At 39.8% G+C, this 23867-nt stretch carries 23 protein-coding genes; 16 read left to right on the top strand and 7 right to left on the bottom strand.

Translation table 11 applies throughout. The features are described 5' to 3' along the window. Nucleotides 1–104: 104 nt before the first annotated feature. Entirely contained in the window at nt 105–1310 is a 1206-nt protein-coding gene (locus Q0A08_RS06795; protein WP_438465717.1) for an MFS transporter, read from the top strand. A 19-nt stretch (nt 1311–1329) separates the two neighbouring features. Here Q0A08_RS06795 and Q0A08_RS06790 read toward each other — a convergent pair whose 3' ends face one another. Continuing rightward, nucleotides 1330–2250: a LysR family transcriptional regulator gene (locus tag Q0A08_RS06790; protein ID WP_438465716.1), complete on the bottom strand. Its 921-nt coding sequence runs from the start codon at nt 2248–2250 to the stop codon at nt 1330–1332. A 152-nt stretch (nt 2251–2402) separates the two neighbouring features. Here Q0A08_RS06790 and Q0A08_RS06785 point away from each other — a divergent pair, with 152 nt between their 5' ends. The 3 genes from Q0A08_RS06785 to Q0A08_RS06775 all read left to right on the top strand — a co-directional run bounded on the left by Q0A08_RS06785 (nt 2403) and on the right by Q0A08_RS06775 (nt 5992). Further along, entirely contained in the window at nt 2403–2708 is a 306-nt protein-coding gene (locus Q0A08_RS06785; RefSeq protein WP_438465715.1) for a monooxygenase, read from the top strand. 193 nt (nt 2709–2901) lie between these two features. Beyond that, complete coding sequence (locus tag Q0A08_RS06780) at nt 2902–3558, top strand: hypothetical protein (RefSeq protein ID WP_438465714.1); 657 nt, start codon at nt 2902–2904, stop codon at nt 3556–3558. 289 nt (nt 3559–3847) lie between these two features. Beyond that, nucleotides 3848–5992: a methyl-accepting chemotaxis protein gene (locus Q0A08_RS06775; protein ID WP_438465713.1), complete on the top strand. Its 2145-nt coding sequence runs from the start codon at nt 3848–3850 to the stop codon at nt 5990–5992. A gap of 98 nt (nt 5993–6090) precedes the next feature. On the opposite strand, the gene Q0A08_RS06770 is transcribed toward Q0A08_RS06775, so the two are convergent. After that, the gene (locus tag Q0A08_RS06770; protein ID WP_438465712.1) at nt 6091–7035 is read right to left on the bottom strand and encodes an aldose epimerase family protein; all 945 of its coding nucleotides are present in this window, start codon (nt 7033–7035) and stop codon (nt 6091–6093) included. A 449-nt stretch (nt 7036–7484) separates the two neighbouring features. Here Q0A08_RS06770 and Q0A08_RS06765 point away from each other — a divergent pair, with 449 nt between their 5' ends. Further along, nucleotides 7485–8375: a helix-turn-helix domain-containing protein gene (locus Q0A08_RS06765; RefSeq protein ID WP_438465711.1), complete on the top strand. Its 891-nt coding sequence runs from the start codon at nt 7485–7487 to the stop codon at nt 8373–8375. Between the two features lie 127 nt (nt 8376–8502). After that, nucleotides 8503–9354, top strand: coding sequence for a nuclear transport factor 2 family protein (locus Q0A08_RS06760; RefSeq protein WP_438465710.1), 852 nt, complete (start codon nt 8503–8505; stop codon nt 9352–9354). Nucleotides 9355–9454: 100 nt separating this feature from the next. Here Q0A08_RS06760 and Q0A08_RS06755 read toward each other — a convergent pair whose 3' ends face one another. Further along, entirely contained in the window at nt 9455–9904 is a 450-nt protein-coding gene (locus Q0A08_RS06755) for an SRPBCC family protein (protein ID WP_438465709.1), read from the bottom strand. A gap of 164 nt (nt 9905–10068) precedes the next feature. Here Q0A08_RS06755 and Q0A08_RS06750 point away from each other — a divergent pair, with 164 nt between their 5' ends. From Q0A08_RS06750 to Q0A08_RS06725, 6 genes are all read left to right on the top strand, one after another. Further along, nucleotides 10069–10962 (top strand): LysR family transcriptional regulator, encoded by an 894-nt coding sequence (locus Q0A08_RS06750; RefSeq protein WP_438465708.1) that lies wholly within the window; start codon nt 10069–10071, stop codon nt 10960–10962. A 337-nt stretch (nt 10963–11299) separates the two neighbouring features. Further along, complete coding sequence (locus tag Q0A08_RS06745) at nt 11300–13294, top strand: methyl-accepting chemotaxis protein (protein WP_438465707.1); 1995 nt, start codon at nt 11300–11302, stop codon at nt 13292–13294. A 181-nt stretch (nt 13295–13475) separates the two neighbouring features. Beyond that, nucleotides 13476–14150, top strand: coding sequence for a glutathione S-transferase family protein (locus tag Q0A08_RS06740; RefSeq protein ID WP_438465706.1), 675 nt, complete (start codon nt 13476–13478; stop codon nt 14148–14150). A gap of 121 nt (nt 14151–14271) precedes the next feature. Next, nucleotides 14272–14709 (top strand): hypothetical protein, encoded by a 438-nt coding sequence (locus Q0A08_RS06735; protein ID WP_438465705.1) that lies wholly within the window; start codon nt 14272–14274, stop codon nt 14707–14709. 293 nt (nt 14710–15002) lie between these two features. Next, the gene (locus tag Q0A08_RS06730) at nt 15003–15191 is read left to right on the top strand and encodes a DUF1289 domain-containing protein (protein ID WP_438465704.1); all 189 of its coding nucleotides are present in this window, start codon (nt 15003–15005) and stop codon (nt 15189–15191) included. A gap of 155 nt (nt 15192–15346) precedes the next feature. Continuing rightward, complete coding sequence (locus tag Q0A08_RS06725; RefSeq protein ID WP_438465703.1) at nt 15347–15715, top strand: hypothetical protein; 369 nt, start codon at nt 15347–15349, stop codon at nt 15713–15715. A gap of 10 nt (nt 15716–15725) precedes the next feature. On the opposite strand, the gene Q0A08_RS06720 is transcribed toward Q0A08_RS06725, so the two are convergent. Together Q0A08_RS06720 and Q0A08_RS06715 are read right to left on the bottom strand one after the other, a co-directional pair. Beyond that, nucleotides 15726–16601 carry a hypothetical protein gene (locus Q0A08_RS06720; RefSeq protein WP_438465702.1) on the bottom strand — a complete coding sequence of 292 codons (876 nt, stop codon included), beginning with the start codon at nt 16599–16601 and terminating at the stop codon, nt 15726–15728. A 333-nt stretch (nt 16602–16934) separates the two neighbouring features. Continuing rightward, the gene (locus tag Q0A08_RS06715; protein ID WP_438465701.1) at nt 16935–17678 is read right to left on the bottom strand and encodes a cysteine hydrolase; all 744 of its coding nucleotides are present in this window, start codon (nt 17676–17678) and stop codon (nt 16935–16937) included. 187 nt (nt 17679–17865) lie between these two features. On the opposite strand from Q0A08_RS06715, the gene Q0A08_RS06710 reads away from it, so the two are divergent. The 3 genes from Q0A08_RS06710 to Q0A08_RS06700 all read left to right on the top strand — a co-directional run bounded on the left by Q0A08_RS06710 (nt 17866) and on the right by Q0A08_RS06700 (nt 20930). Then, entirely contained in the window at nt 17866–18897 is a 1032-nt protein-coding gene (locus tag Q0A08_RS06710; RefSeq protein ID WP_438465700.1) for an AraC family transcriptional regulator, read from the top strand. A 334-nt stretch (nt 18898–19231) separates the two neighbouring features. Further along, nucleotides 19232–20233: an LLM class flavin-dependent oxidoreductase gene (locus Q0A08_RS06705; protein WP_438465699.1), complete on the top strand. Its 1002-nt coding sequence runs from the start codon at nt 19232–19234 to the stop codon at nt 20231–20233. Between the two features lie 28 nt (nt 20234–20261). Beyond that, nucleotides 20262–20930 carry a glutathione S-transferase family protein gene (locus Q0A08_RS06700; protein ID WP_438467614.1) on the top strand — a complete coding sequence of 223 codons (669 nt, stop codon included), beginning with the start codon at nt 20262–20264 and terminating at the stop codon, nt 20928–20930. A gap of 33 nt (nt 20931–20963) precedes the next feature. Here Q0A08_RS06700 and Q0A08_RS06695 read toward each other — a convergent pair whose 3' ends face one another. Next, entirely contained in the window at nt 20964–21917 is a 954-nt protein-coding gene (locus Q0A08_RS06695) for a GTP-binding protein (RefSeq protein ID WP_438465698.1), read from the bottom strand. 154 nt (nt 21918–22071) lie between these two features. Here Q0A08_RS06695 and Q0A08_RS06690 point away from each other — a divergent pair, with 154 nt between their 5' ends. After that, complete coding sequence (locus Q0A08_RS06690; RefSeq protein ID WP_438465697.1) at nt 22072–22827, top strand: helix-turn-helix domain-containing protein; 756 nt, start codon at nt 22072–22074, stop codon at nt 22825–22827. Nucleotides 22828–22842: 15 nt separating this feature from the next. Here Q0A08_RS06690 and Q0A08_RS06685 read toward each other — a convergent pair whose 3' ends face one another. Continuing rightward, nucleotides 22843–23823 (bottom strand): LysR family transcriptional regulator, encoded by a 981-nt coding sequence (locus tag Q0A08_RS06685; protein WP_438465696.1) that lies wholly within the window; start codon nt 23821–23823, stop codon nt 22843–22845. Nucleotides 23824–23867: the final 44 nt, after the last annotated feature.

Genomic DNA, 23867 nt, shown 5'->3' with positions numbered 1-23867 from the left:
AGAGGTTATCGAAATGACTAATAGTTAAAATGAATATGTTCGATTTAGTCGATTGATCTGCAAGGAGTATATTGCAATGAAAATCACAATCCTAGTTAAGTATTATGTTTTACACTCTTTTTCCTCGCTCACCTTATCTTGGGTTACTTAGCGCTCAGCTGGTTTCTTTACTGGGAACTGGCATAACAAGTGTCTGTTTAGCCTTATTAGCCTACGAGCTTGCGGGTAGCGATGCCGGTGTGGTGTTGAGCATGATTTTTGCCATAAAAATGCTGACTTATATCTTTTTATCACCTGTGTTTGCTCAAATGGCTAGGGGCTTGGCTAAACGTAAAAGCCTTATCTTGCTTGATCTGATCCGAGCAGGCTTCATTCTATTTATCCCTTTTGTAACACAAGTTTGGCAGGTCTATTTTTTGATGTTTGCCATTCATGCTTGCTCTGCTTGGTTTACACCGCAGTTTCAGAGCTTATTAGCAGAAGTCAGTGATGATCAAGATGAGTATGTAAAAGCTTTGAGTATTAGCCGCTTAGCGTTTGATTTAGAGCAGATGCTAAGCCCAATGTTTACAGCATTACTCCTGTTAGTACTGAGTTTTCGTTATGTGTTTTTCTTGGATGCTATGTCTTTTCTTGTATCGGCAAGTTTACTTTTACTCATTAGCATTCCTTTAAAACAGGGGACTAAGCCCGTCATTCAGGCTTCAGGACTTTTGGAAAATTTAACATTAGGTTTAAAGAACTATTTATCGAAACCTTCTTTGAAAGCACTTTGGTTTGCGTATTTAGCCGCAGCAAGTGCTTCTGCCATGGTGCTAGTAAATACCGTCGTCTATGTCCATGACATTCTAAAAGGGGATGAGAGTGAAACAGCATTGGCGATGATGTTAGTGGGGTTAGGTTCTATGTTTGTTGCTTTAGGTTTGCCTTATTGGGTTAAAAAACTGAGCTTAGAAAGGTTTCATTGGATAGGAATGGTAACTTTGTTATTCGCTTTTTTAATTCCTTTGTTATCTTCTAGCTGGTTTGGTTTTGCGGCATTTTGCGTAGCGATGGGAGTCGGTATGTCATGCATTCAAACCACGTCTAGTTTGATCATAGTGCAAACCTGTGGCAGTGAAGAAACAGCACCATATTTTGCAGCACACTTCTCACTTAGCCATTGTTGGTGGCTAATTACCTATTTAGTCGCAGGCTTAAGTGCCCAGTTGTTAGGTTTATCCATGGCATATTTAGTGATGTCGGGATTAACTATGCTGAGTATCGTTTCTTATTTTTTGGTAACAAGACGCAGTAAAATAACCATATAAGAAGTAGCGAAAAAGTGGCCTATAAGCGTTCGGCTGTACTGGTAAGTAAAAGTTCAAAGAGTTGTCTAGCTGCTGGGCCTGTTTTCTCTCCTTTGGGCAGTGTTATATGTGTTGGTATCTGATAGCTAGCGGAGTTATCTAGCTTAAGCTGTATTAATTTATTGTCTTGGTTTGCTTGAATGAGGTGCTCTGGCAAGCGGCAAAATCCGACTCCTGCTTTTACTGCACTGAGGGCCTGCTCAAAATTATCAAGCGTCAGTCTCTGTTCTGCTTTAAGCCAGCCGACATTGATATCCTCTTGTTTGCTTTCTTGTTCGAATGCTGTGGCGTTCGCTTCAAATGGTGCATCACGAATCACTATTTGAGTGATAGTTTTAAGATCCGAAAAAGAGAGCGTTTCTTTTTGAGCCAGTGGGTGGTGCGATGCAATTACCGCCAACATCTTAGTATTTCCAAATATATCAGCAGGGTAGTCTGTAATTGGAATATTAATGATAGCTATATCGGCTTTTTGGGATAAAACGGCTTCTTGGGTACCGGACAAGGTGGTTTCAACCAACTGAATGGATGTTGTTGGGTTGTCTTGATAAAAACGAGCCAGTACTGGATAGATCCAATTGGGGTCACATAAATGATCTATGGATAAGGTGATTTCTGTTTCGATACCTGCTTGTAACTGTTTGCTGATAACTTCTAACTGTTGTGCTTGCTCTATCATGGCATCAGCACGTCGAAGAATAGTTTTTCCTTCAAGGGTTAAATGAGTCTTTTTACCTTTAACTTCCACCAAGCTAAGACCCAGCTGATCCTCTAGTTTTTTGATGGCATAAATAAGCGTAGTGTGACTTTTATTGAGTGCTTCAGCAGCAGATTGAATACTTCCACCGCGTTCGATTGCTTGAAGTGTGATCCATTGTTCTAAGGTGCTTTTAAGTTTCATCTGTCTATTTTATCTACAGTAAATGATTAAATTATGAACTTTTAAGTCTAATTGTTAAAGGTATTATCTGCTTATTGGCATTAATTCACTTACCTCTACTGAGTAGTAAGTTGGTATTAAGCTTTTTTATAATCAGTTTTGGAGAAATTTAGATGCAAAAATTATTACAAGTAGACTTTCAATTTAATGGTCCTTTTGGTGATGAAATGAGCGCAGCGCTAGAAGGCATTGCACATTCAATTAACAATGAACCAGGCATGATTTGGAAAATTTGGACAGAGAGTGAAAAGAATAAACTAGGAGGTGGAGTTTATCTTTTTAAAGATGAAACATCAGCTCAAAATTACCTAGAAATGCATTCGACTCGATTAAGTGAAATGGGCATCACTGATATTCGAGGTGTTATTTTTGATATTAATGATAATCTGACCCAAATAAACTTAGGGCCAACGCAATAACTTTAGGTCCCAACGATGAGAAAGAAAGAGCTGAGTATTTTTTTCTCATTGTCCTGCTTTTTAGGCTAATTCTTATACATTATATTTACAGTCCAGTTTCTAGACGAATAACTAAGCCTGTTCTAGCTTTAATTAAAACCATTTGTTTAATGCTAATTAAACACTTTTTTATTAACACTAGAGAGCAAACAAGATGTTAACTAAACGCGTTTTATTTTCTGGATTACTGCTATTTGTGAGCAGCTTTTTAAACAGTATTTCTGCTCAAACCATAATAGGGATAGATATTCCTGGATTACACAATAATGATGGACAGGGTATTTATGATGTCATGATTCGTGATGCAACCGGGCGAGATGTGCTCATCATGCCACCTGCACGGGCAGTGAATGCTTATGATAGCTGCACCGATTGTTGTATCAGCCCGGCTAACAAGAACCCAGACTTTTATGAATATGGTGATGGGCACATTGTCAGTAGCCCTATGTTTACCGCACAAATCTTTATTTTCTCTAAACCAGGTGACGCTGCGATTAATGATGTTGCTTTATTAAAGGGGAAAAAAGTAGGGGCGAGAAAAGGCATGCCTTATGGTAATCATGTTGAGTCTTCTGGGGCTCGTTTTATGAAGGTTGATCAGCTGACGAAAAACATTAAAAAACTTGAGAGAGGCAGTTTAGATTATATGGTTGCTTATACTCCGGATATTTATGATGCTTTTTACTCTGCTGGTAAAGACCCTTTCCCTCATACTAAAACCTCGCCTGTCGCGTCACATGAAGACAGCCTTTTATGTAAAGATACACCAGAAAACCAAGCTTTAATTAAGAAGCTAAATGACGCTATTTGAATCTAACTCCTTGGATAAGGGATTGTCCTTATCCAAGGCTTCATTTAAATAGGAAGCCTATCAATAAAATACGCACCATTATTGCTCTTTAATGCATTGATTTGGTGCTAAATGCCTACTTACGCCTTTCTCATATACACTTTGTTACTTACTCCAATGATTAAAGATAGTGTCGTATATCTTTTATTCAGAGGAATGTTTTAACTAATTGTTAAATAAGAGTTAATTTATCTGTTGGCAAGTCTATTGCTTTGTTTCGTTTTGTATATAAAAACTAAATGGAGCACACATGGCACTTAAAAGTTCACTCATGTCCTTAACTCAAGCGGAAAAAAGCTGGCTTCCTTGGTTCGGTGACAATGGCAAACTTTCATTATCTTGGTCCTGTTATTTGAATAAAGGGATTTATCCCGCTGTTGAACAGACCTTTGAAGGCATTGCCAATACTCGAGTGAAATTATTGAATACTTGGGTGAACAGCCAGTGGTCTCATCTTGATGTTTTATTGGAAATCTTCTCTGAAACCTACCCAGTCATTGACCTAAGTATTTTGGATGAAAGACTTAAGCTTGCCCGTGATGTGTCCGAATATTTTGTAGTTGATGATCAAGGAAAGGTGATTAACTCTACTTATAAACCCCATAAAAACCAACAAGACCTTGATGCGAGTGCCTTATCTCAAGGGTTAGCTGCCCCATTTCTTCATGGCCCTTATATTGACCAAAATACCTTAAAAATAGGGCCATCTAGCTCTAAATTTCATGACGCTGTGACCTTGATGTTTTATCTTCCAATTAAACGTGGAGATCAAATGCTAGGGGCAATTTGTGCGCGAGTGCCAAATGATGTGCTCGGTGATTTGATTCAAAGGGAAGCAGGGCACATTTATAAAGAGTCTGGGGATAATTACTTATTCATGGTGGAAGCTAACTTTGACTCTGCAATTTTACCCGGAACGGCTTTATCTCGTTCTCGCTTTGAAGATAATGCCTTTAGTCATGGGGAGAATCTTAAGTCAGGTGTTACCACAGATTGGGGGGTCGTGAAGGTAAGCCAGCATACTGAATTTGAAATACGTTTTACTGATCCAGCAACGAAAGAGCTCCATCCTGGTATTCGTGAAACCATCAAAAATGGGCAGAATCTCTTTGTCACTTATCCAGGTTATTCAGATTACAGACATATTCCTGTCATTGGTAAGGGCGTGACTTTCCAGCTAAAAGGGAGTCCTGATGTTTGGGGCATGATGTGCGAAGGTGATTTAGAAGAAGTATATCGCCGTCGCTCACTTAATTTACGTCTAATGAAAGGCTATGCCGTAGCTGCCAGTATTCCGCTTGGTTTACAAATAGGCCTAACCTCATTTACCGACCTTTCAACATTGCTAATCGCGGCTTTAACTGGCTCTAGTCTAGTGTTAGCGGGTTATGTTTTTCACCTTTTAGGTCCCAAAGATGTCAGTGAACATTTAACCCAAATGACAAATGTCATACAGACAATCGCAGAAGGTGAGGGCAACTTAAAGCAAAGGCTAGAAGAGGAAGGCCTGAAAGCAGATGAAACCGGTGATATGGGTCGCTGGATGAACAGTTTCATCGACAATTTGGATAACACCATGGGGCAGGTTATCTCTGCCAGTGGCAATGTGAAGTGCTCTAATGAATTTATGATTCACACCAATGAAGAAGCGCGCCAAGCGTCTGAATACCTAGAAACCACAGTCGAATCTATGCTGACGGTGTTCCAAAAACAAATTCATGAAGTACAAGATGCATCCCATACTGCGCAAACCTTAAAGCAAACCATGGACACGGTTGTGGAAGAGGCTGAGTCTCGTATTCAAGCGGTGAAGCTTGGCACTCAAGGGATACGTGATGTGGTGCGTACAACTGCTGAATCGGTTAAATCATTGGATGAAAGAACTAATGAAGTCGCCAGTATAATCGACACCATTACAGAGATAACTAACCAAACTAACTTACTGGCGTTAAATGCGGCGATAGAAGCTGCACGAGCAGGCGAGCATGGTCGTGGTTTTTCAGTGGTGGCAGACGAAGTGAGAAACCTTGCCTCACGGACTGCCAGCGCCGCAGAAGAAATCCAAACCATGCTTGAGGGTATTCAAAAAGAGACCCAATCAGCAGTGAGTTTTATGGAAAAGGAAGCAGAGAATGTCGATAAGAGCCTATTGGTAAACGAACAGGAGAATGATCAGAATAATCGTTTGTATGAACTGGTTGATAATATGTTCCAAGACATTCTTCAGCTCAATGTGAGTAATAAAGAGAATGCCAATACAGCACAAGAAATGGGAGCGGCAACCGAACAAATGAAGCGCTCTATTGCCGCATTGCAAAGGCGTTCTTCTAGAGTGGGTTTATCCAGTATGAAATTAAACTCTCTGGTAGGCGAGTTCCAGGTATCTCAAAAATAGAGGTCTAAAAAAGAGTGAACTAAAAACGTAATCGTTTTGATTAGAAAGGCCAGTTGTCACTATAGGTGCAACTGGCTTTTTACTATTAATCAGAGTGCTTATTTGAGTAATTGATACTTGATGACTTTTTCAAATAGCGTCTCTGGATTGGTATGCTGATACGGAAATGCTGTGTGGCTTGGGCTATCAGGATAAAACTGAGGTTCTAGACAAATGCCAGATTGCGGCTCAAACGAATCGCTTAGATAGTTGCCTGTATAAACCTGAAGGCCAGGATAATTGCTGGAAACGGCTAAGGATAGTTTATCGTCAGGGCTGGTTAGAATTGCTTGTTGTTCGCTCAAACTAGATGAGTGAATAAAGTTATGATCTAACCTGTCTTTATCCTCTGGGGCTTCTAGCTGTCGCGTTTGTCTATAATCGAGTTTAGTCTCCAATACAGAGACAACTTCTCCAGTGGGAATTGCCATCGAATCAAGCTTGGTATATTGCTCAGAAAAAATCTGTAACTTATGGCCCAAATGCTGATTACCAAAGCCCGCAAGATTAAAATAAGGGTGACTAGTTGGGCCAATGATGCTGGTTTTATCTGTTTGAGCTTGTATCTTGATCGTCAAGCATGACTCATCTGATAAGTGGTAGTTAACAGAAAATACCCGATTACCAGGGTAGCCGCTAAGGCCGTCTTCTAGCTTGCATTTCAGAGTAATACTATTGCTACTTTTCTCAACGCCAGTCCAGATTTGATTACTTAAATTTTGGTGACCACCGTGTAAATGATGCGGTGCTTGGTTTGGGTCTAGGTTAATCCTCGTATCTAGAATAGAGGTTTCTGCATTGCCGATTCTATTGGCATAAGGGCCGACAACTGCGCCCATATAGAATGAATCTTCAAAATAGTCATCTAAATGCTCGTAGCCCAAAATGATATTACGATTTTCTTGATCAATTAGGGTGCTCCACTTCATGATGCGAGCGCCAAAATTGAGTATTTCCACTCGATCACCTATCTCATTCTTTAGTACAAATGACGTGATTTTCACAGCCTATCCTAATTTAAAGTTATGAAATGGTTATATGGTTATTATTTGGAACCGAGTTTCATATTTTTATATTCTTAAGTCAAGAAGCTTTCGTAACACAACATTTTTTTCGTTACGCGACATTTGCATTCGTAAATTGAAATATGAGCTTATGCTAAAACACAGCAAGAAATATCAAAAAGCCAAATGGCTTAATCTCTATAGTTATCTTCATCGCTTACGGTTGCCAAAGTCAGACTATGATTATGTTGAAAAGCCTGATTTTGAGCTTTATGGGCAAGGTTTTAATATTGCAGACCCTAAAAGTGAGCTGTACTTACATATACCTGTGCAGAGGAGGTCCATATTAACTGCTCATTTGGATAACTGGATTTAGCCAATTCAATCCTGTGCTTTGGCTGAATCTTGGGATAGCATATTCCCTTATCTGACTTTATTGGAATTAATGCATGGCGCGTACACAAACACATAATAATGTCGCTATCCCTGAGGTACATTTTAATAATACGCAGCATGCCCAAACGGGTTTAGATATTGTTAATCTGAACTTTCTATATCAAAAAGAAAACTTGAACCATTCTCCATTTTTACCCCATAGAGTGGATTTTCATTGTTTGCTTTATATTGAAAAGGGGGAGAGTCAGCATTTTATCGATTTTAATCACTATCCATTAACTTCAGATACCTGTGTTTTTATTAATCGACATCAGGTTCATGCCTTTGATTTAAAAAATCGGCCAGAAGGGAAACTCTTGCTTTTCACTGAAGATTTTATTGTAAAAGCGAGAACAAACATCCGTACTCATTTGTTTGCGCCAATTCATTATTTCCAAACCAAGTCGCCTGTTATCAAGTTAGATGAGACTCTAAAAGCTAGCATTGAAGCATTGCTAGGAGAATTGTTGAAAGAGCATCAAGAAGAGGAGAGTGACCCATTAATGTTGCAGCTCTTGTTCTCTAGTATCTTGCTGAAATTGGATAAAGAGAGAAACCAAGACTTTTCAAGTTTACTCAGTACAAGGCAAATTGATCAGTTTAGTGAATTTATGGCCCGATTAAGCCAACGATGCCGAGAGGTAAAAAACGCATCTGATTATGCCAATATGATGGAGATGAGTTATAAATCGCTCAACTTATTGTGTAAGCTGGTGGCAAATAAAACAACAAAGCAACTCATTGACGAAGAGGTGATTCTACAAGCTAAAAGAGAGCTTGCTATTAGCCAGTGTCAGATTCAAACTTTGGCATTTGAATTAGGTTTTGATGAGCTGAGTAACTTTGTTAAGTACTTTAAAAAACATACAGGTTTTACCCCATCAAAATTTAGGCAGAGCCTCTAGATACTCCTTTCTTCTAAGGTGATTGAAAATATAAAAGGTACGATATTTACCTTTTTTAAGTCGTCTTTCACCTGCCTCACTTTCTGCTCTCAATTTACTATGACCGAAACTTAACTCAGAGGTCATTATGAATAAAATACTTCCCATTGCAGCATTATCTGCAAGCGTTCTATTAACCGCTTGCGGTGGCAATACAAAAGCAAATGCTGATGCGCAATTGACTAATCAAGAAAAAGCCGTGGCTTTGTTATCAAGCTTTGAAACGAAAGATACCTCAACTTTGGCTTACATTAATTCTGAAAAATATGTTCAGCACAACTTAATGGCTGGAGATGGCGTAGAGGGTTTAAAAGGTTTACTTTCTATCTTACCTAAAACGGGTGTTAAAGCTGACGTGGTTAGAGCTTACACAGACGGCGATTACGTTTTCACACATACAGAATATAACTTGTTTGAGCCTCAAATAGGTTTTGATATTTTCCGTTTTGAAGATGGTAAAATGGTTGAGCATTGGGATAACCTACAAGCTAAGGCAACGTCGCCTAATCCAAGTGGTCGTACACAGCTTGATGGCGCAACCAAAGCGGTTGATCTAGATAAAACAGAGGCTAATAAAGCGTTAGTAGCTGACTTTGTTGAGACTATCTTGATGAAAGGCGAGTTTAATAAAGTCGGCAATTTCTTCGAAGGGGATTACTACTTACAGCATAATACCCAAATAGCTGATGGCCTATCTGGTTTAAGTAAAGCATTGGCTTATTTGGCATCTCAAGGTATTGAAATGGTTTATAACAAGAATCATTTAGTATTGGGTCAAGGTAATTTTGTATTGTCAGTAAGTGAAGGAAGTTTTGCAGGTAAAGAAACTTCTTTTTATGACCTTTTCCGTGTTGAAAACGGCAAGATTGTAGAGCATTGGGATGTTATCGAAACGATTCTGCCAAAAGCGCAATGGAAAAATTCAAACGGTAAGTTCTAAGCTTGATTACATTCGTTTAAAGTCAGCTAATTAAGCTGCCATTGAGGGGATTAAGTAATAGCGGATAGAGAACCTCTATCCGCTATTTTATGCTTTTAATTTATCTCTCTTCTAATATCTTCTTTAAGTTTTGTACTGCCTTGTTTGCTCGGCTATGAAGGTCATCTTGCAATGCTTGAATCATTTCTGGATTCTGTTTGAGTGCTGGCTCTCGGCTTGCGTAGACTAAGGTGAATCTGGTTTCTTGCTCTGATATTTGCTCAAACGACATGGTCATTTGCGGCAAAAGCCCCACTAAATCACCTTGAGTGACAAACTGTGTTGGGCTTGAGCAATGATGAACCTTAATCGTTAAGATCTCTTCTTTGTCATTGATTAAGAGTGTTTCTCTGTAGGTTTTTCCTATTTCAAGCTGAGCTAAGGTATTGGAGGGTTCTATATGAATGATACCTTCAAACCAGTTTGAGTAGTTTTCAAGATCTGTTGTATAGGTAAATACACTGTTTATATCTTGTTTAATGGATTGTGTGACCTTGGCTAATTGAATCATTTAGTTTTCCTCTCAAATTTACTCAGTAATGATTGATCTAGCTACAGCTTATGATCTTTGATAAATACTTAAAGGAACTAATAATTGAATCTTGGTTAACTATTTGGAATGCAAAAATAACTTTTATAGGGATAAAATGAGATTCAATCTCAGGGAGAAGCAAAATGTCCAAACTTATGCATTATCAGGTGTTTATTGCCATTGTTGAGTTAGGCAGTATTGCTAAAGCGGCTTTACATTTAAACATTACACCAGCGGCTGTGAGTAAACAGTTGGCAAACTTTGAGCAAAGTTTAGGTGTGACTCTTTTTAATCGTAGCCATAAAAAGTTAGAAATTACGGCATCAGGCGAAAGCTTCTATCCTGCTTGTAAGCAAATTATTTTAGACATACTCGAAGCCGAAACCAAACTCCATCAAGACAGCCAAGAAATCCAAGGTAAGTTAGCTATTAGCTTGCCAAAAGTATTGGCCAGAGGTCCTGTGATTCCAATCATCGCAGACTTCATCAAGCAGCATCCTAAATTAACCTTAGACCTCAGCTTTAGTGATGATCTAGTCAATCTTCATCAGGATAAAATCGATTTTGCTTTTCGATTAGGAGAACTCTCTAATAGCAGTAGTATCATTGCAACACCCTTAATTAAAACCCAGTTGCTTGCCTGTGTTACGCCAAGTTATTTGGATCAGTTTGGCAAACCCGAAAGTCTCTCTAATTTAGCGCATCATCGTTTGATCTTGATGTCTCCTCTAAATGGATCTAGGGCTTTAAAGCAGTTTTTTAAGAAACAAAATATCAAGCCAGATTCACTTCCGTTACATAGAAGTGATGATATAGAGGGGGTATATCAGAGTGTTATGGCCAATTTAGGGATAGGACTATTGCTAGACCTCTCAATTCAAACAGAAATTTCTGCAGGTGAACTCCTTCCTATTTTTTCCGAATTAAAATCTCAGCTACCACAAAAAACCTTGTATCTCGTGTTTAAAAAAGACCAACAATCCAGTCTTAAACAAATTGCTTTTAAGGCGTATATCAGGTCTAGGCTAGAGAATTAGAGTTAATTTTAGTTTTAGATACTCATTGTTTTAAATTAGGAAATAATGTGTACTTATGTAATTTGTATGTTGATTTAATTACGTTTTTATCTAGTTTGTATATAAATAGTGTCAGCTTTGTGCCAGCTTGTTAACTTTTGTTTGTGAAATTCATTGATAATTCATTTTATATCAGTATTCTGGTTGCTGATTTTTTTATGAAAATTGATATATATCAAGTGTGATGGCTTTATAGGGAAGGCGTTTTTACATGGATTTTATGTCATTTTTTAAAAAGTTGAGCGCAATATTCAGATTGAATGTGCTTTATCGATTTTAAAATAGGGTTAAGTGTACGATGAAATTGAAAAACAAAATTATGCTCGCGTTTCTAGCAATTGGACTGCTTCCTCTGGCTTTTTTTGGTTACTTGTCACTTCACTTAGCCACTGTGTCGTTAGAAGAAGAAGCCTTTAAAAAGTTAGAGGCAGTGCGTGAAATTAAAGAAACACAAATAGAAGAATACTTTGAACAAAGAGAAGCTGACATTGTTATGCTTGAGCATGTTGTTGAAAGTTTAATCTTTAAAAATACGCATTCAAAAGCTGACGAAATAAAAGCGGCTGAAGCAAACCAAGGGTATTTTGATCACTTCATTAAAGCTTATGGTTATGATGATTTATTGCTGATTAAGCCAGATGGTGATGTTTTTTATAGTGTGAAAAAACTCAGTGATTATCAAACTAATCTGATCTCAGGCCCTTTTAGCCGTACAGGTCTTGGTCGTATTTTTAGTTCGACTTTACCAGAAGTTAAAGCCAGCACATTCCATATTGAGGACTTTTCCCCTTATCCAGCTAACAACAATAAGCCAGAAGCGTTTATATCGGCGCCAATTCTTGTTCATGGTAAGTTAGATAGCATTTTGGTTCTTAAGCTGTCTATCGATCACATTAATGAGTTAATGCAACAAAGAGATGGCATGGGCGCAACAGGTGAAAGTTACCTAGTTGGGTCTGATCACAAGATGCGCTCTGACTCTTTCCTAGATCCGATTAACCATACAGTAGAAGCAAGCTTTGCAGGGACAGTGGCTAAGAACGGAATCAATTCAGTTGCAGTAAATGCTGCTTTAGCTGGTGAAACAAATAGCCAAATCGTCATTGATTACAATGGCAATCCAGTGTTATCGGCTTATGCACCACTTAAAATTGATGACTTAAAGTGGGTGTTACTAGCAGAAATAGACGAAGCTGAAGCCTTAATCCCGGTAGTAGAACTTAGAAACATCATGTTAATTGTGATTGCCATTACAATCTTAATAGTGGTCTTTATTGCGATGAGTATGACGCGTTCTATCACCAGACCGATTGGTGGCGAACCAAATATTATCAGTAAGATAGCGCATCTTATTTCTGAGGGTAATTTAACCTCTAAATTTGACCAAAATATTCAGCATTCGGGCATTTATGGCTCGATGCAAAAAATGAACAAACAGCTCAACATGATGATAGGCAACATTAATCAAATGTCTCACTCTTTGGCATCCGGTGCGAGCCAAAGTAGCGTTGCGTCAGAGCAAGTGAATGTGTCTTTGCTAGAGCAGCAAGCAAGTATCGAAAGTGTATCGACTGCCATGAATGAAATGTCTATGACAATTCAAGATGTGTCTTCAAATGCACAGCATGTAGCAGAAGCGAGTTTGTCAGCAAAAAATGCATCGGCTCAGGCGAAAGATCAAGTTAGTAAAACGATAAATACTATTGCAAATTTATCAAATGAACTGGGTGATGCGAAAAGCTCAATTCAAACGGTTGATAGCAAGTCTCAAGAAATTGGTGCGATTCTTGAAGTAATACGAGGCATTGCAGATCAAACTAACTTACTTGCCTTAAACGCCGCAATTGAAGCCGCACGAGCAGGTGATCAAGGCCGTGGTTTCTCTGTTGTAGCAGATGAAGTAAGGCAGCTAGCCCAGAAGACACAGCTTTCAACATCTGACATCGAGAACATGATTAATCTGTTGCAAGAAGATGTGAAGCAGGTTGTGAGTGTGATTAATCGTAGTAATGAGATTGCAGAGCAAACGGTAAAAGCGACACAGGATACTGAAGCATCTATTAACCTCTCTTTTAGAGAAGCTGAAGTTATCAGTATAGATGCTAGCCAAATCGCAACAGCTGCCATGCAGCAGTCTGCTGCTTCTGAAGAGATTAATCAGGCGCTTGTCACCATTAATGAGGCAGCGAAACAAAACTCTATGGGCATGGGTGAGATCTCTGAATCTAGCTCTCACATTAGCTCTCAAAGTAAGAAGTTGAAAGCCTTGAGTGACGAGTTCGAAATTGCCTAGAATTTTTACTAACTGCATCCTTTAGCTGCAAACCTAAGAACTCGCTAGTAATAAAAAGCCCATCTCTTAAATAAGAGGTGGGCTTTTTTATAAGTAATTAATGGTATTAGGTTTTGTCCTAAACTTTTAAAATATGCGATGTTAAGATGCGTTATAAGATAAACCAAAGGAAAGGTAAAAAATGATTATTTTACATCACTTAGAATACTCTCAATCGTTTCGTATCCTCTGGTTGCTAGAAGAGCTGAAAGTTGAATATGGTCTAGAAAAGTATAATAGAGACCCAGTCACACACCTTGCGCCAGAAAAATATAAAGCGATTTCTCCTATGGGCACTGCGCCTGTGATTACCCATGGTGATAGAGCCATATCCGAAACCGCCGCCATCATGGACTACATTATAGACTTGTATCCAGATGAGTTTTTAAGGCCAGAAGTTGGCTCACCAGATAGAGCAAGACACCTGTTTTGGTTCCATGCAGCACAAGGCTCCATCATGCCGCTTATGTTGATGGAAAGTATCTTCCATATTATTCAAAAACGTGTGCCAGGTATTTTAAGATTAGTAATAAAACCTGTGTTGGCAAAAGCATCTGCAGGTTTTACCAAAGCACGTATGGTAAAGCTGCTTGAGCAAGCGGAAACTGATCTTGCGAAAGCACAATGGTTTGGTGGGAAAGACCTCACCTTAGCCGATATTTCATTAAGCTACCCGCTTGAATCAGCCCATAAACGTGGCTTTGTCACAGACGATTATCCGCTTACCCTTGCTTGGTTAAAACGCATTCAAGAAAGGCCTGCCTTTATTCGTGCTAAGAGAGAAGATGGACGTGACTCTATGGTGTTACCTTTATAGAACATTGTCCTTATAAGCTAGTGCCTTTTTTAAAAAAGCGGCCTGTCAAAATAGAGAGCACAGCTGAAATGATCAATTTTCAGCTGTGCTAATTACAAAGAACACAATGTAGAAAAACGTTATGAAAGATGTAAAAGGAGTGTTCTGTAATCTTGAGAAAATGCTGCAGCAGGCAAGCTGGTTCGATGATGAGTGGGAAATTTATAATCGAGGGAGCTACCTGCAACTCTATAAAAAGAGCTGGTTTAATCATAACCAAGGTGGCATTCACTTTGAGACATTTATCGAAGCGCCACAAATCAAACAAAAATCATTCCCTGTGTGCATGCATGTCGAGGAAGATTGTCCCAATCAATCTGAATTCATTCGTGAGTTTATGGCGCTAGAGGGTGATCGAATAAAAGGCTGGAAAGGCTATAAAACCTTAGAAAATAATTATGATATTTGCAGACGCACAATGCCGCTAAATTTTAAAAATTTAGAGCAAAAGTTATTTGAAGAATTTAATCGTCTGCGAGTGCTTGAAGCCAGTGTCGAAAAAGTATTGCTTAAGCTTTAAGCTAGGGAACCTGCGAATAAGTCCTCCCGCCTCAGCGTGAGGATAAAAGCCGCTAGATTTATGGCGAGGAGCGCAACTTAATAGTGATTCTATTGATAAGGTTCTCAACATAAAGATAGGGCTTTTAGACCACGCCCTTCGGGTCTTTCAGAAAAAGTCACACCCTGTGTTGTCACTTCTCGAAAGGTACCTACATTACGTCAAAGTAACGCCTTGTGTGATACGTTTTCTGAAAAGACTGAGAAGAGGTGACTTAATCGCAGGTTCCCTAATAAAAACTTGAGGCCAAAGAAATGAAAATGCAAAAGAGCCCTTGTATTGATGTGTGTGATTTTTCAGGCCCTAAGGGCTTGTGTTTAGGTTGCGGTAGAACAAAATCTGAGTGTCAGAAATGGAAGTCGATGAAGCCTTATCACATGAATATTCTTCAGAAAGAGCTTAAGAAGAGAATGTCTCAGATACAGAGTAATACACCTAAATAATTAGTGCGATTCAAACATGCTTGCTGTTATCTGTACTTAGTAAGAAGTTTGATATGACTCTACAGTGCGGCATTTAATAATGCTTAACTCTAATATGACACAAATTGTCATATTAATAAGTAAGATCATTTTCACTGAAATTACAGGAGAAAATGATGAAATCTTTATATTTAGTTGCCACATTTATTGCGTTGTCTTCCAATCTTTATGCTGAACCAATTTATGAAATTGTCTCGACTAAATTTAACGAGGGGATAGAGTATCCTGCTCAATTGAAAGCGATGCAGAAACTTGACAGCGTGGTGAGCACATTCGAAGGTTTTGAATCGAGACGGTATTATTACAGTGCAGACCTTAATCGCTGGACAGATATCGTCACTTGGCAAGATGTAACCCTAGCGATAGCGGCTTCTAAACAGGCTTTTAATAATGAAACTGCTTTAAATGTATTTAGTATGATGGAAGATGAAAGCCAAATATTTTCTTACAATCATCTCATCGGAACATTAGATAAAAATCGATAAATTTCTAAAGCTAGCTGTTTATTAACTTACTGCTTAGCCTCTCATCATCAGTGATTCGCTTAAACCAATTGTACATAGGCGTTGTCCCAGCATTATCCACGTTTGGGGCAACTCGACCTTGGTTTATATCCTCTAAACTAAGGGTTCGCATTTCCACACTATATCGCGCTGCCTCTGTTGTATTAGGGACGCTGGCATGTAATTGCGCGCTGGAAAAATTGAGAATATCTCCAGGTTCAATTACCAATTTAATTATCTGGCTTTCATCCACGGCTTCTTTTGCCATTGGCGCGATAGGGTAGCCTACTTCATCTTGTTTTAAGGTTTGCTTACGCTTAGCGAGATAGTCTTCGAAGGACCAAGTATCCGTATTATTTGCCAAAGGCGTCGTCCAATACTCAGGGAAGAAGGCAATAGTGCGCTCTTGGGTGAGAGGGTATAAAGATGCCCACCAATTTTGTTGGCTGTCTAAATTGCTGCCCCAAGTATCTCTATGGTGAGCAATGGAAGATCTGTGGGCACCATTCTTTTCATGATTAGCAGGTACTACTCTTAAAGGAAAATGATCGTAATAGGCTGATTGAGTATCAAGCCCGCACTCTTTAAGTACTTGAAAAAAGAGCTGCCTCACGTTTTTATCTTGTTTGAATTTAGCTTGTACTTGTGCCGTTATCCTGATGAATTCAGCTTGCCCTAATGCTTGTTGTGCAGTCATAGGATCTAAGCCGGATAGGGCATGTTCGAGTTGCTGCTGACAAACCTTGATTAACTCAAGCATGGCAGGGCGTTGTTTAAATACCAGCAAATTACCTGCAAACAAAAGTTCGGCTCTGTCTTTATCATTGAGTGCCTGATCGAGCGTTAGAATATCCATTTTTTTACCCATGCTTTTTCCTATTTGAGTGTTTAAAACCATGCTTTAACTAATGGTGTTTATAACATTTAAGTGATGTGAATGGAGTATTTAGATGTGCTTTAGTGATTTGTGGGTACCTTCAGAAAGGTGACTTTTGTTTCCTGCTCCACTGACTCTATTAAACCTACATTGGAGAGCGTGCTTGCTAGATTTGCTGGTATTTCGTTTTAGCTTCTAGGTCATTGGGCATTAGTAAAAGCATGTGTTTAAACCTAATGAATGAATGCGAGCGCAACACAGACCCAAAAAGCCCACTTTCAAAAGCTTAGAAAGCGGGCTTTTATATCTTAACAAAACGAGTTGCTATAGCTCTCGATTAATTTGATCGAGTGTTTCTTGAGTCGTTCTCACCGCATTTGAAATCATACGGAAGTTAACCATAGCGGCTTGGTAGCCATCTATGCCCGGCATTTGAGCGGCTGCTGTCGCATCAGATACAATTTGAACCTCAAAGCCTTGTTCCATAAATTCACGCATATGGGATTCAGTACAAAGGTTAGCTGACATTCCCGCGAGAATTATCTTATCGATACCTGCCTTTCTAAGCTGTAAAACCATATCGTTTGTTTCTGGCCCATAAACTTTGTGAGGGCTGCTTACAACCGTACGACCATTGTTTATATAAGGTTTGTAAGCTTCTAACCAATCAGCGCCACTGCCTTCGAAACCTTCTGTGTCTAATGGGCCCGAACGGTCAAACATGCCTAAACCATGCATCACTTTTTCAAGCGCACCACCGTGTTCCCATTTATGATCATGGGGATAGTAGTAATGAGGGGAAATAAACACAGGAATTTCCTTTGTATCCGCGATCTTAAATAGCTTCTCAATATTCTCGACTGTCTTATTCTCGGTAACACTCTTACCCACCAGACCCCAAGTTACCCCATCTGGGCTAAGGAAGTCATTTTGAGGATCAGTAATAACAATGGCAGTATGTCCTTGGGTAAACGTGACACCAGGGTCAGGCAAACCTGCGGCAACTGAGATACTTGCTGTGGCAACAAGGCCAGCACCAAGGAGCGCTTTTTTAGTGATATTAAACATAATGAACCCTCTTAATATGGAAGTACTTATTTGATTCAACCTTTTAAAGCTTGCTGCTCATTAAAGGATGAGGAGAGTATGGCAAGGGCTTAAAGTGATAAATATGTGTGACTATTTACAATAATTGTCCATTTGTTTATTTCTGATTTGAACCATGTTGGTTTGAAGAAGAGATACTTATAATGCAATGACAGATAAATGGGGAAGAGACTGGATGGATGTGCTCGGGGATATACTTAGGATCGTTAGGCTGAAAGGCAGTGTCTATTTTAATGCCTGTTTTTGCGAGCCATGGGGAATGGCGATTGAAGAGAGCCAAAAAGCCTCGTTCCATCTCATTGTTAAAGGAGAAGCTTGGTTAACTCGATTACCTGGGAAACCTAACGAGCCTGAAGAAAGTGAGCGTATTCATTTAAAAGAAGGCGATCTTGTACTCTTTCCAACGGGCGGCGCCCATAGGATTAGCCATGGTCCAGATGGAAAGTGCTGGCCTGCTCAACAGGTGATTGATGCTTACCAAGGTGGCCTAACCTTTTTTACTGGTAAAAGTACTGGTGAAACTAATGGCGGAAGTATTGGAGAAAGTACTGAAGAAGAGGGCAAAACCGAAAATAGTCAGATAGACGACTTTAATATTGTATGTGGTTATGTAGAGTTTGATCGCTCTCTTTCTCATCCTTTTTTAGATAACTTGCCAGACATGATTCACATAAGCGCAGAGACAAGAACCCGCTTTCATTGGCTTGATAGCATCATTAAACACATGGTGTATGAAAGTGCGAACAAACAACCGGGTACGGATGTATTGATCGATCGATTTACAGAAATCCTCTTTATCCAAGTACTAAGAAGCTATGCAGACTTATCGGTAGCCAAGGAAAATTACTTATCCGCTTTGGTTGACCATCAATTGTCTAAGGCTCTTTCTCTCATTCATGATAATCCTGACAAAGACTGGACGGTCGATCTTTTAGCCCTTGAAGTGGGTATGTCTCGCTCATCTTTTTATAGCCGATTTAACAACTATATTGGTATGCCGCCAATGAAGTACCTTTTTGAATGGCGAATGATGCAAGCAAAAGAGAAAATTGAAGGGACACAGAAATCATTAACTAAAGTGGCAGAAGAGGTTGGCTACCAATCAGACAGTGCCTTTCAAAAGGCATTTAAACGCTTTTTTAACTTCACACCAGCGTCATTAAGAAAGAGTAAGAAGTAGCAGTTTATCAGGGGAGTCATCCGACAACTTAACGGATCAATCCCCTAAAATTGAACGTTTTATCATTTCTGTCTAAATAAAAACAACCTACCCCCTCGTTAACGGTTAACTGCAATCACTCGTTCCAATGGTCTACCGTTGGAATGCATACCTGTTAGCTCTGCTGGCAATAAACATTCAGGAGATTTTATGTGTGCTCTTCTCCTCATTCTTTTCTTAATTGTTTAGCGCCTTCGCCCTTTTAATCCTAATCCGCCAGCACCATATCTTTCCTATTCAAACATTATTCGTTTAGCCTGAGCTAAGATCATGGCTGACATCAAAGAAGGCGCTTATGATTCCTTATTCAGTATTGGATCTTTCTCCTATCGTGGAAGGCTCTAACGCGGCCGTGTCGCTGCAAAATTCATTAAAACTGGCACAGCATACAGAGCAATTGGGCTTTGAACGATTCTGGGTGGCTGAGCATCACAGTATGCCGGGCATCGCCAGTGCGGCCACGTCGATAGTGGTGGGGCATATCGCCTCTGGCACGCAAAAAATACGGGTAGGGGCGGGTGGTGTTATGCTACCTAATCATTCACCTCTTGTGATTGCTGAGCAATATGGCACCTTAGAAAATTTGTACCCAAATCGGATTGATTTAGGTGTTGGCCGAGCGCCAGGGTCTGATGGGATAACGGCTAAAGCCCTAAGACGAGACTTTACCAATCAAGATAGATTTCCTGAAGACCTTGCTGAGTTACAGGCGTATTTAAGTGACTACGACCCTTTGCAAAAGCATGTACGTGCTATACCCGGTGAAGGGACGAATGTGCCGATTTGGATCTTAGGCTCTAGCCTTTATGGTGCACATTTAGCGGCAGAACTTGGTTTACCATATGTATTCGCCTCGCATTTTGCCCCTGATGCTTTAGAGCAAGCAGCTAAAGTGTATCGTCATAAATTCAAACCCTCTAACGTGCTAGATAAACCCTATTTTATGTTTGCCGTGAATGTATTTGCAGCAGATTCTCAGGCCGAAGCAGATTATCTTATGTCATCTCATCAGCAGGCGTTTGCTAACTTGATTTTGGGTAAGCCTGGCTTATTACCTAAGCCAGTTGAAAATATCGAGCAGCATGTGGGTGGGTTAACCTTAGCGAGAGTGAATTCGGCATTAAGCTGCACCGCTTCGGGTACTTTAGACAAGGTGAGAGCACAACTTGCAGGCTTGATTGATCAATACCAGCCGGATGAGATTATGATAAACGGACCTATTTTTGATCAAGAAGCACGACTTAAATCCTTTAGTTTAGCTTCACAAGCAATTCTAACGCTGAACACACAATCTTAACGTTAAATAGAAAGAAAAGGGGAGTCATATCTATACATTATACTGGGACAAAGGTGGCGCTAATATGGCCACCCATGCACTTTTTGAAGCGCTAGGTGTGGACTATAAATTGGTGGAAATTGACCTTTCAAAAGGTGAGCAAAAGTCCCCTGAGTATTTGGCCATTAACCCAAATGGCAAGGTTCCTAGCCTTATTCATCATAAAAGTGAGGGTGATCACCTTGTGTATGAGTCGGCTGCAATTTTGGCTTATGTGTTGGATCAACATCCTGAATCTAGCTTGGCTCCAAGGTTAAATTCGCCCAAACGAGGGCCTTATTATCAGTACTTATTTTGGATGGCGAGTACCTTACAAGAAGCGGCAAATCGTTGGGCTCACCCTGAACATTATCTTGAGTTTAACTTGTCTGAAGATAGGGTAAAAAGTCTTAGTTATGTGGTAGATAAAGCGACTCAAGAACTCGCAAGATGTTGGCAGATTTTAGAAAATGATCTTGCAAAACAAGGACCTTGGTTATTAGGTGATAGTGTTTCTGGGGTAGATTATCACCTTTTCATGATCGCCTATTGGAGTAGACGTTATGGTTCTAGAGCACAGGACTTTCCTCATTTAAAACAGCACATGCAGGCTATGTTAGCCCTGCCATCCATTCAAAGCATGATGACACAGGAGTCACTTACTTTTGAGCTGGACTAGCGGCTCAAAAGTAAGTTTTTACCTTTTAAGTGCTTATTTATCTAATGTATAAGCCACGACTTTATTAGACATAAAGTAAGGCACTATCACCAAATCTTTATCTTCACGGTAATAGAAGTCAGCAGAACCAGGCTCTAGTTTGTAGATGCTTTCAATATCACCTTGAGAGTTCATGTTAAGCAACTGGCCTTTGAGAAAGTCAGTGGTTAACCAGTTACTCTCTTGATAAGCATGAAGACCATCAAGGTTCTGCCAGCTGGCTTTATCGCCTAAGCTTTCTACCTTGCTGGTTTGAGGTACTTGAGAGCCTTTGGTAATGGCAACACGTTTCAAGTTCCCTGAGGTGAGTGTGCTAAAATCGGCTTGAATATCAGCACCCCAAGCGGCGATGTAAAGGTAATCTTGATTAACGAATAGACCATTTGGGCTTTCAAGTTTAGCGCTGTCTAGCCAGTTAATTAGCTCGCCATCTTGTAATTGGTACAAGGCGTTACCTGCCCAATCGGAAACAAACACTTGGCCAGAATCGCTAATGGCAATGCCATTTAATACCTTGGCTTTTGGTGCCGGATAGCGAGCGATAATATTGGCGTCATCAAGATTAATCACCACAAGCTCGTGTACATCTGCCACATAAAGTTTGTTACCTTTTACCTCTAACCCTTTTGGTGAGCTAAGGCCTTTTACCCATTCGATTACAGACGATTTACCATCTTGTTTGATCAAGCCAATCGAGCCATTACCATCTGCTGACATGGGGTTGTCGTTAATGTTCGCCACATAATATTGTTGTCTTTGGCTGTCATAAACCACTGATTCTGGCATCTTAAAACCTGACACTTCCCACACGGGTTTTAGTTTAGTGCTTGTTATGGATTGAGACGCTGAGGCGTGAGAAGCAAAAGAATGCGAAACAAGTGTAAGAGCAGAAAGTGTTAAGGCGCTTGTTAGTGTGTTGGTGAGTGTTTTTAATTTTGTGTTTTTCATGAATGTCATCCTGTCTTTAAGAATCAGTTAATTTAGATTTGAGCAATTGTGTCTGCTCTAAAGCTTGTGCTAAGGTGCCTTTAACGACACCAAGCTTCAAGCTTGTAAAAATAAGGGACAATATATGTCTCTTTTTATGACTTTAAGGTGACATATGCGTACCGCGGCAAATGCTGAAATTACCAATGCTTTGAAAGGCGCACTGAAATCCAAAGGGATGACGTATCGAGAAGTGGCCGAAAAACTAGACCTTTCAGAGAAGACGATAAAACGCTTATTTCGAGATAAAGATTGTTCTTTAACCAGATTGAACGACATTTGTGATTTGATCGATTTATCTATTTTCGACTTGCTAGATTTTGCCAAAAACTACAATGAGCCTTTGGCTAAGTTAAGCTACCAACAACAGGTGTATTTGGGTGAAAACCCATACCACTTTAACTTTTTGATTCTGCTGACCACAGAACATCCAATTGAACAAATACAAACCACCTATGGTTTAAGTGATGTGAGTGTGTTCCGTTATTTAAGGGATTTAGACAGAGAAGGGTTAATCGAATTAGGCCCAAATAATAGCTATAAACTGCGTATTCAAGGCAAGCTATTGATGCAGTTACATGGGCCTGTGCATCATAATATTTTGCAAAAGAACGAGCAGTTTCTTAATTATGTGGTGCAACATGATGGCGAGAAGGGGACACAGTTTAGCAGTGCCTTTCGCTTTATGAGTGAGCATACCTTGATGGCGTTAAACCAAGATTTAGCTAACTTATCGCGCCAATATCGTAAGCAGGCTTATCAAGATGAAAGCTTTTTACCCAAGGACAAACTTATCCCGGTGAAATGGACCACATTAGTGTCGCCTTTTAATATTTGTGGGGAATGGGAGCTGCCCGAACTGGAGCGTTAAGCTTGGTAGATAAGGCTAAATGTTTAAGTTTTGAAACAGCTGCTTCATCCATTTAAAACTGGTTTTATCGGCATTGATTTTGTGCCAGTAAATATTTAAATGGTAATCAGGAATAGGGACAGGAGGCGTGAAAATATCAATCTCAACCTGCTTGGCAACTTGTTCTGCCACTATGCGTGGCATGGTGAGTATCAGATCTGAGTGAATAATGGTGTGAGGTGCAACCAATACACTAGGAAGTTGCAGACTCACATGGCGCTTCAATTTATGCTGAGCTAACACCTGATCGACTATGCCTTGCTTCTCGCCCCAAGGTGACACTCTTACATGCTTTAACGCCAAGAAAGTATCTAAATCTAATCCTTGAGTTAATGCTGGGTGGTTTTTTCTAGCCACAGTGCAATAGCTATCACTTAACCAAGTATGCTGCTCTATCAGGCTCGATGCTTCTATTTCATGGCTAAAACCTAACGCAAAATCTACTTCGTTATTTTCTAAGTGAGTCAGGGGCTGTGGCGCTTTTGCACCCACCACTGTTAGCTTGATATTTGGCGCTTGGCGGCTGACTTGGCCAACCAACTTAGGAAGCAAGCTGAACTCGGTATAATCTGTTGCAGAGATTTTAAATTCACTCTTATCCATGCTGGCATCAAAGTGATCGCTGTCGTTAATCGCATTATGAATAAATGGCAGGGCCTGCTGTAGATGTTGGGCGATTTCTTCGGCTCTTGGAGTGGGTTGCATTTGGTTATTTACCCGTACGAAAAGCTCGTCATTCATACGCTTTCTTAATCTTGCTATGCCATGGCTAAAGGCGGATTGGCTGATGCAGACTTCGTCTGCGGCAAGGGAGACAGACTGATGGCGATATAGGGCATCAAATAATATCAGTAGATTTAAATCGATTTGATGAAGGTCCATCGATACCTCTGGAATGAGCAAGTTAGTAATATGAATATTATACAGTTGTATCTGATTAGAATGCACTGGTGTCATATTGAGAAACGAATTAATCTGGTTTTAAACGTAAGTTAACCCTA

This window comes from Marinomonas sp. PE14-40 (assembly GCF_051623805.1).
Lineage (GTDB): Bacteria > Pseudomonadota > Gammaproteobacteria > Pseudomonadales > Marinomonadaceae > Marinomonas.
The sequence above is the reverse complement of the archived record's forward strand: the minus strand, read 5'-3'. Positions and strand labels throughout refer to the sequence as shown.

Bases quoted from the DNA above. Each gene is read 5' to 3' on its own strand.
- Q0A08_RS06795 (WP_438465717.1), top strand. From the start codon at position 105: ATGTTTTACACTCTTTTTCCTCGCTCACCTTATCTTGGGTTACTTAGC.
- Q0A08_RS06790 (WP_438465716.1), bottom strand. From the start codon at position 2,250: ATGAAACTTAAAAGCACCTTAGAACAATGGATCACACTTCAAGCAATC.
- Q0A08_RS06785 (WP_438465715.1), top strand. From the start codon at position 2,403: ATGCAAAAATTATTACAAGTAGACTTTCAATTTAATGGTCCTTTTGGT.
- Q0A08_RS06780 (WP_438465714.1), top strand. From the start codon at position 2,902: ATGTTAACTAAACGCGTTTTATTTTCTGGATTACTGCTATTTGTGAGC.
- Q0A08_RS06775 (WP_438465713.1), top strand. From the start codon at position 3,848: ATGGCACTTAAAAGTTCACTCATGTCCTTAACTCAAGCGGAAAAAAGC.
- Q0A08_RS06765 (WP_438465711.1), top strand. From the start codon at position 7,485: ATGGCGCGTACACAAACACATAATAATGTCGCTATCCCTGAGGTACAT.
- Q0A08_RS06760 (WP_438465710.1), top strand. From the start codon at position 8,503: ATGAATAAAATACTTCCCATTGCAGCATTATCTGCAAGCGTTCTATTA.
- Q0A08_RS06755 (WP_438465709.1), bottom strand. From the start codon at position 9,904: ATGATTCAATTAGCCAAGGTCACACAATCCATTAAACAAGATATAAAC.
- Q0A08_RS06750 (WP_438465708.1), top strand. From the start codon at position 10,069: ATGTCCAAACTTATGCATTATCAGGTGTTTATTGCCATTGTTGAGTTA.
- Q0A08_RS06745 (WP_438465707.1), top strand. From the start codon at position 11,300: ATGAAATTGAAAAACAAAATTATGCTCGCGTTTCTAGCAATTGGACTG.
- Q0A08_RS06740 (WP_438465706.1), top strand. From the start codon at position 13,476: ATGATTATTTTACATCACTTAGAATACTCTCAATCGTTTCGTATCCTC.
- Q0A08_RS06735 (WP_438465705.1), top strand. From the start codon at position 14,272: ATGAAAGATGTAAAAGGAGTGTTCTGTAATCTTGAGAAAATGCTGCAG.
- Q0A08_RS06730 (WP_438465704.1), top strand. From the start codon at position 15,003: ATGAAAATGCAAAAGAGCCCTTGTATTGATGTGTGTGATTTTTCAGGC.
- Q0A08_RS06725 (WP_438465703.1), top strand. From the start codon at position 15,347: ATGAAATCTTTATATTTAGTTGCCACATTTATTGCGTTGTCTTCCAAT.
- Q0A08_RS06720 (WP_438465702.1), bottom strand. From the start codon at position 16,601: ATGGGTAAAAAAATGGATATTCTAACGCTCGATCAGGCACTCAATGAT.
- Q0A08_RS06715 (WP_438465701.1), bottom strand. From the start codon at position 17,678: ATGTTTAATATCACTAAAAAAGCGCTCCTTGGTGCTGGCCTTGTTGCC.
- Q0A08_RS06710 (WP_438465700.1), top strand. From the start codon at position 17,866: ATGACAGATAAATGGGGAAGAGACTGGATGGATGTGCTCGGGGATATA.
- Q0A08_RS06705 (WP_438465699.1), top strand. From the start codon at position 19,232: ATGATTCCTTATTCAGTATTGGATCTTTCTCCTATCGTGGAAGGCTCT.
- Q0A08_RS06695 (WP_438465698.1), bottom strand. From the start codon at position 21,917: ATGAAAAACACAAAATTAAAAACACTCACCAACACACTAACAAGCGCC.
- Q0A08_RS06690 (WP_438465697.1), top strand. From the start codon at position 22,072: ATGCGTACCGCGGCAAATGCTGAAATTACCAATGCTTTGAAAGGCGCA.
- Q0A08_RS06685 (WP_438465696.1), bottom strand. From the start codon at position 23,823: ATGACACCAGTGCATTCTAATCAGATACAACTGTATAATATTCATATT.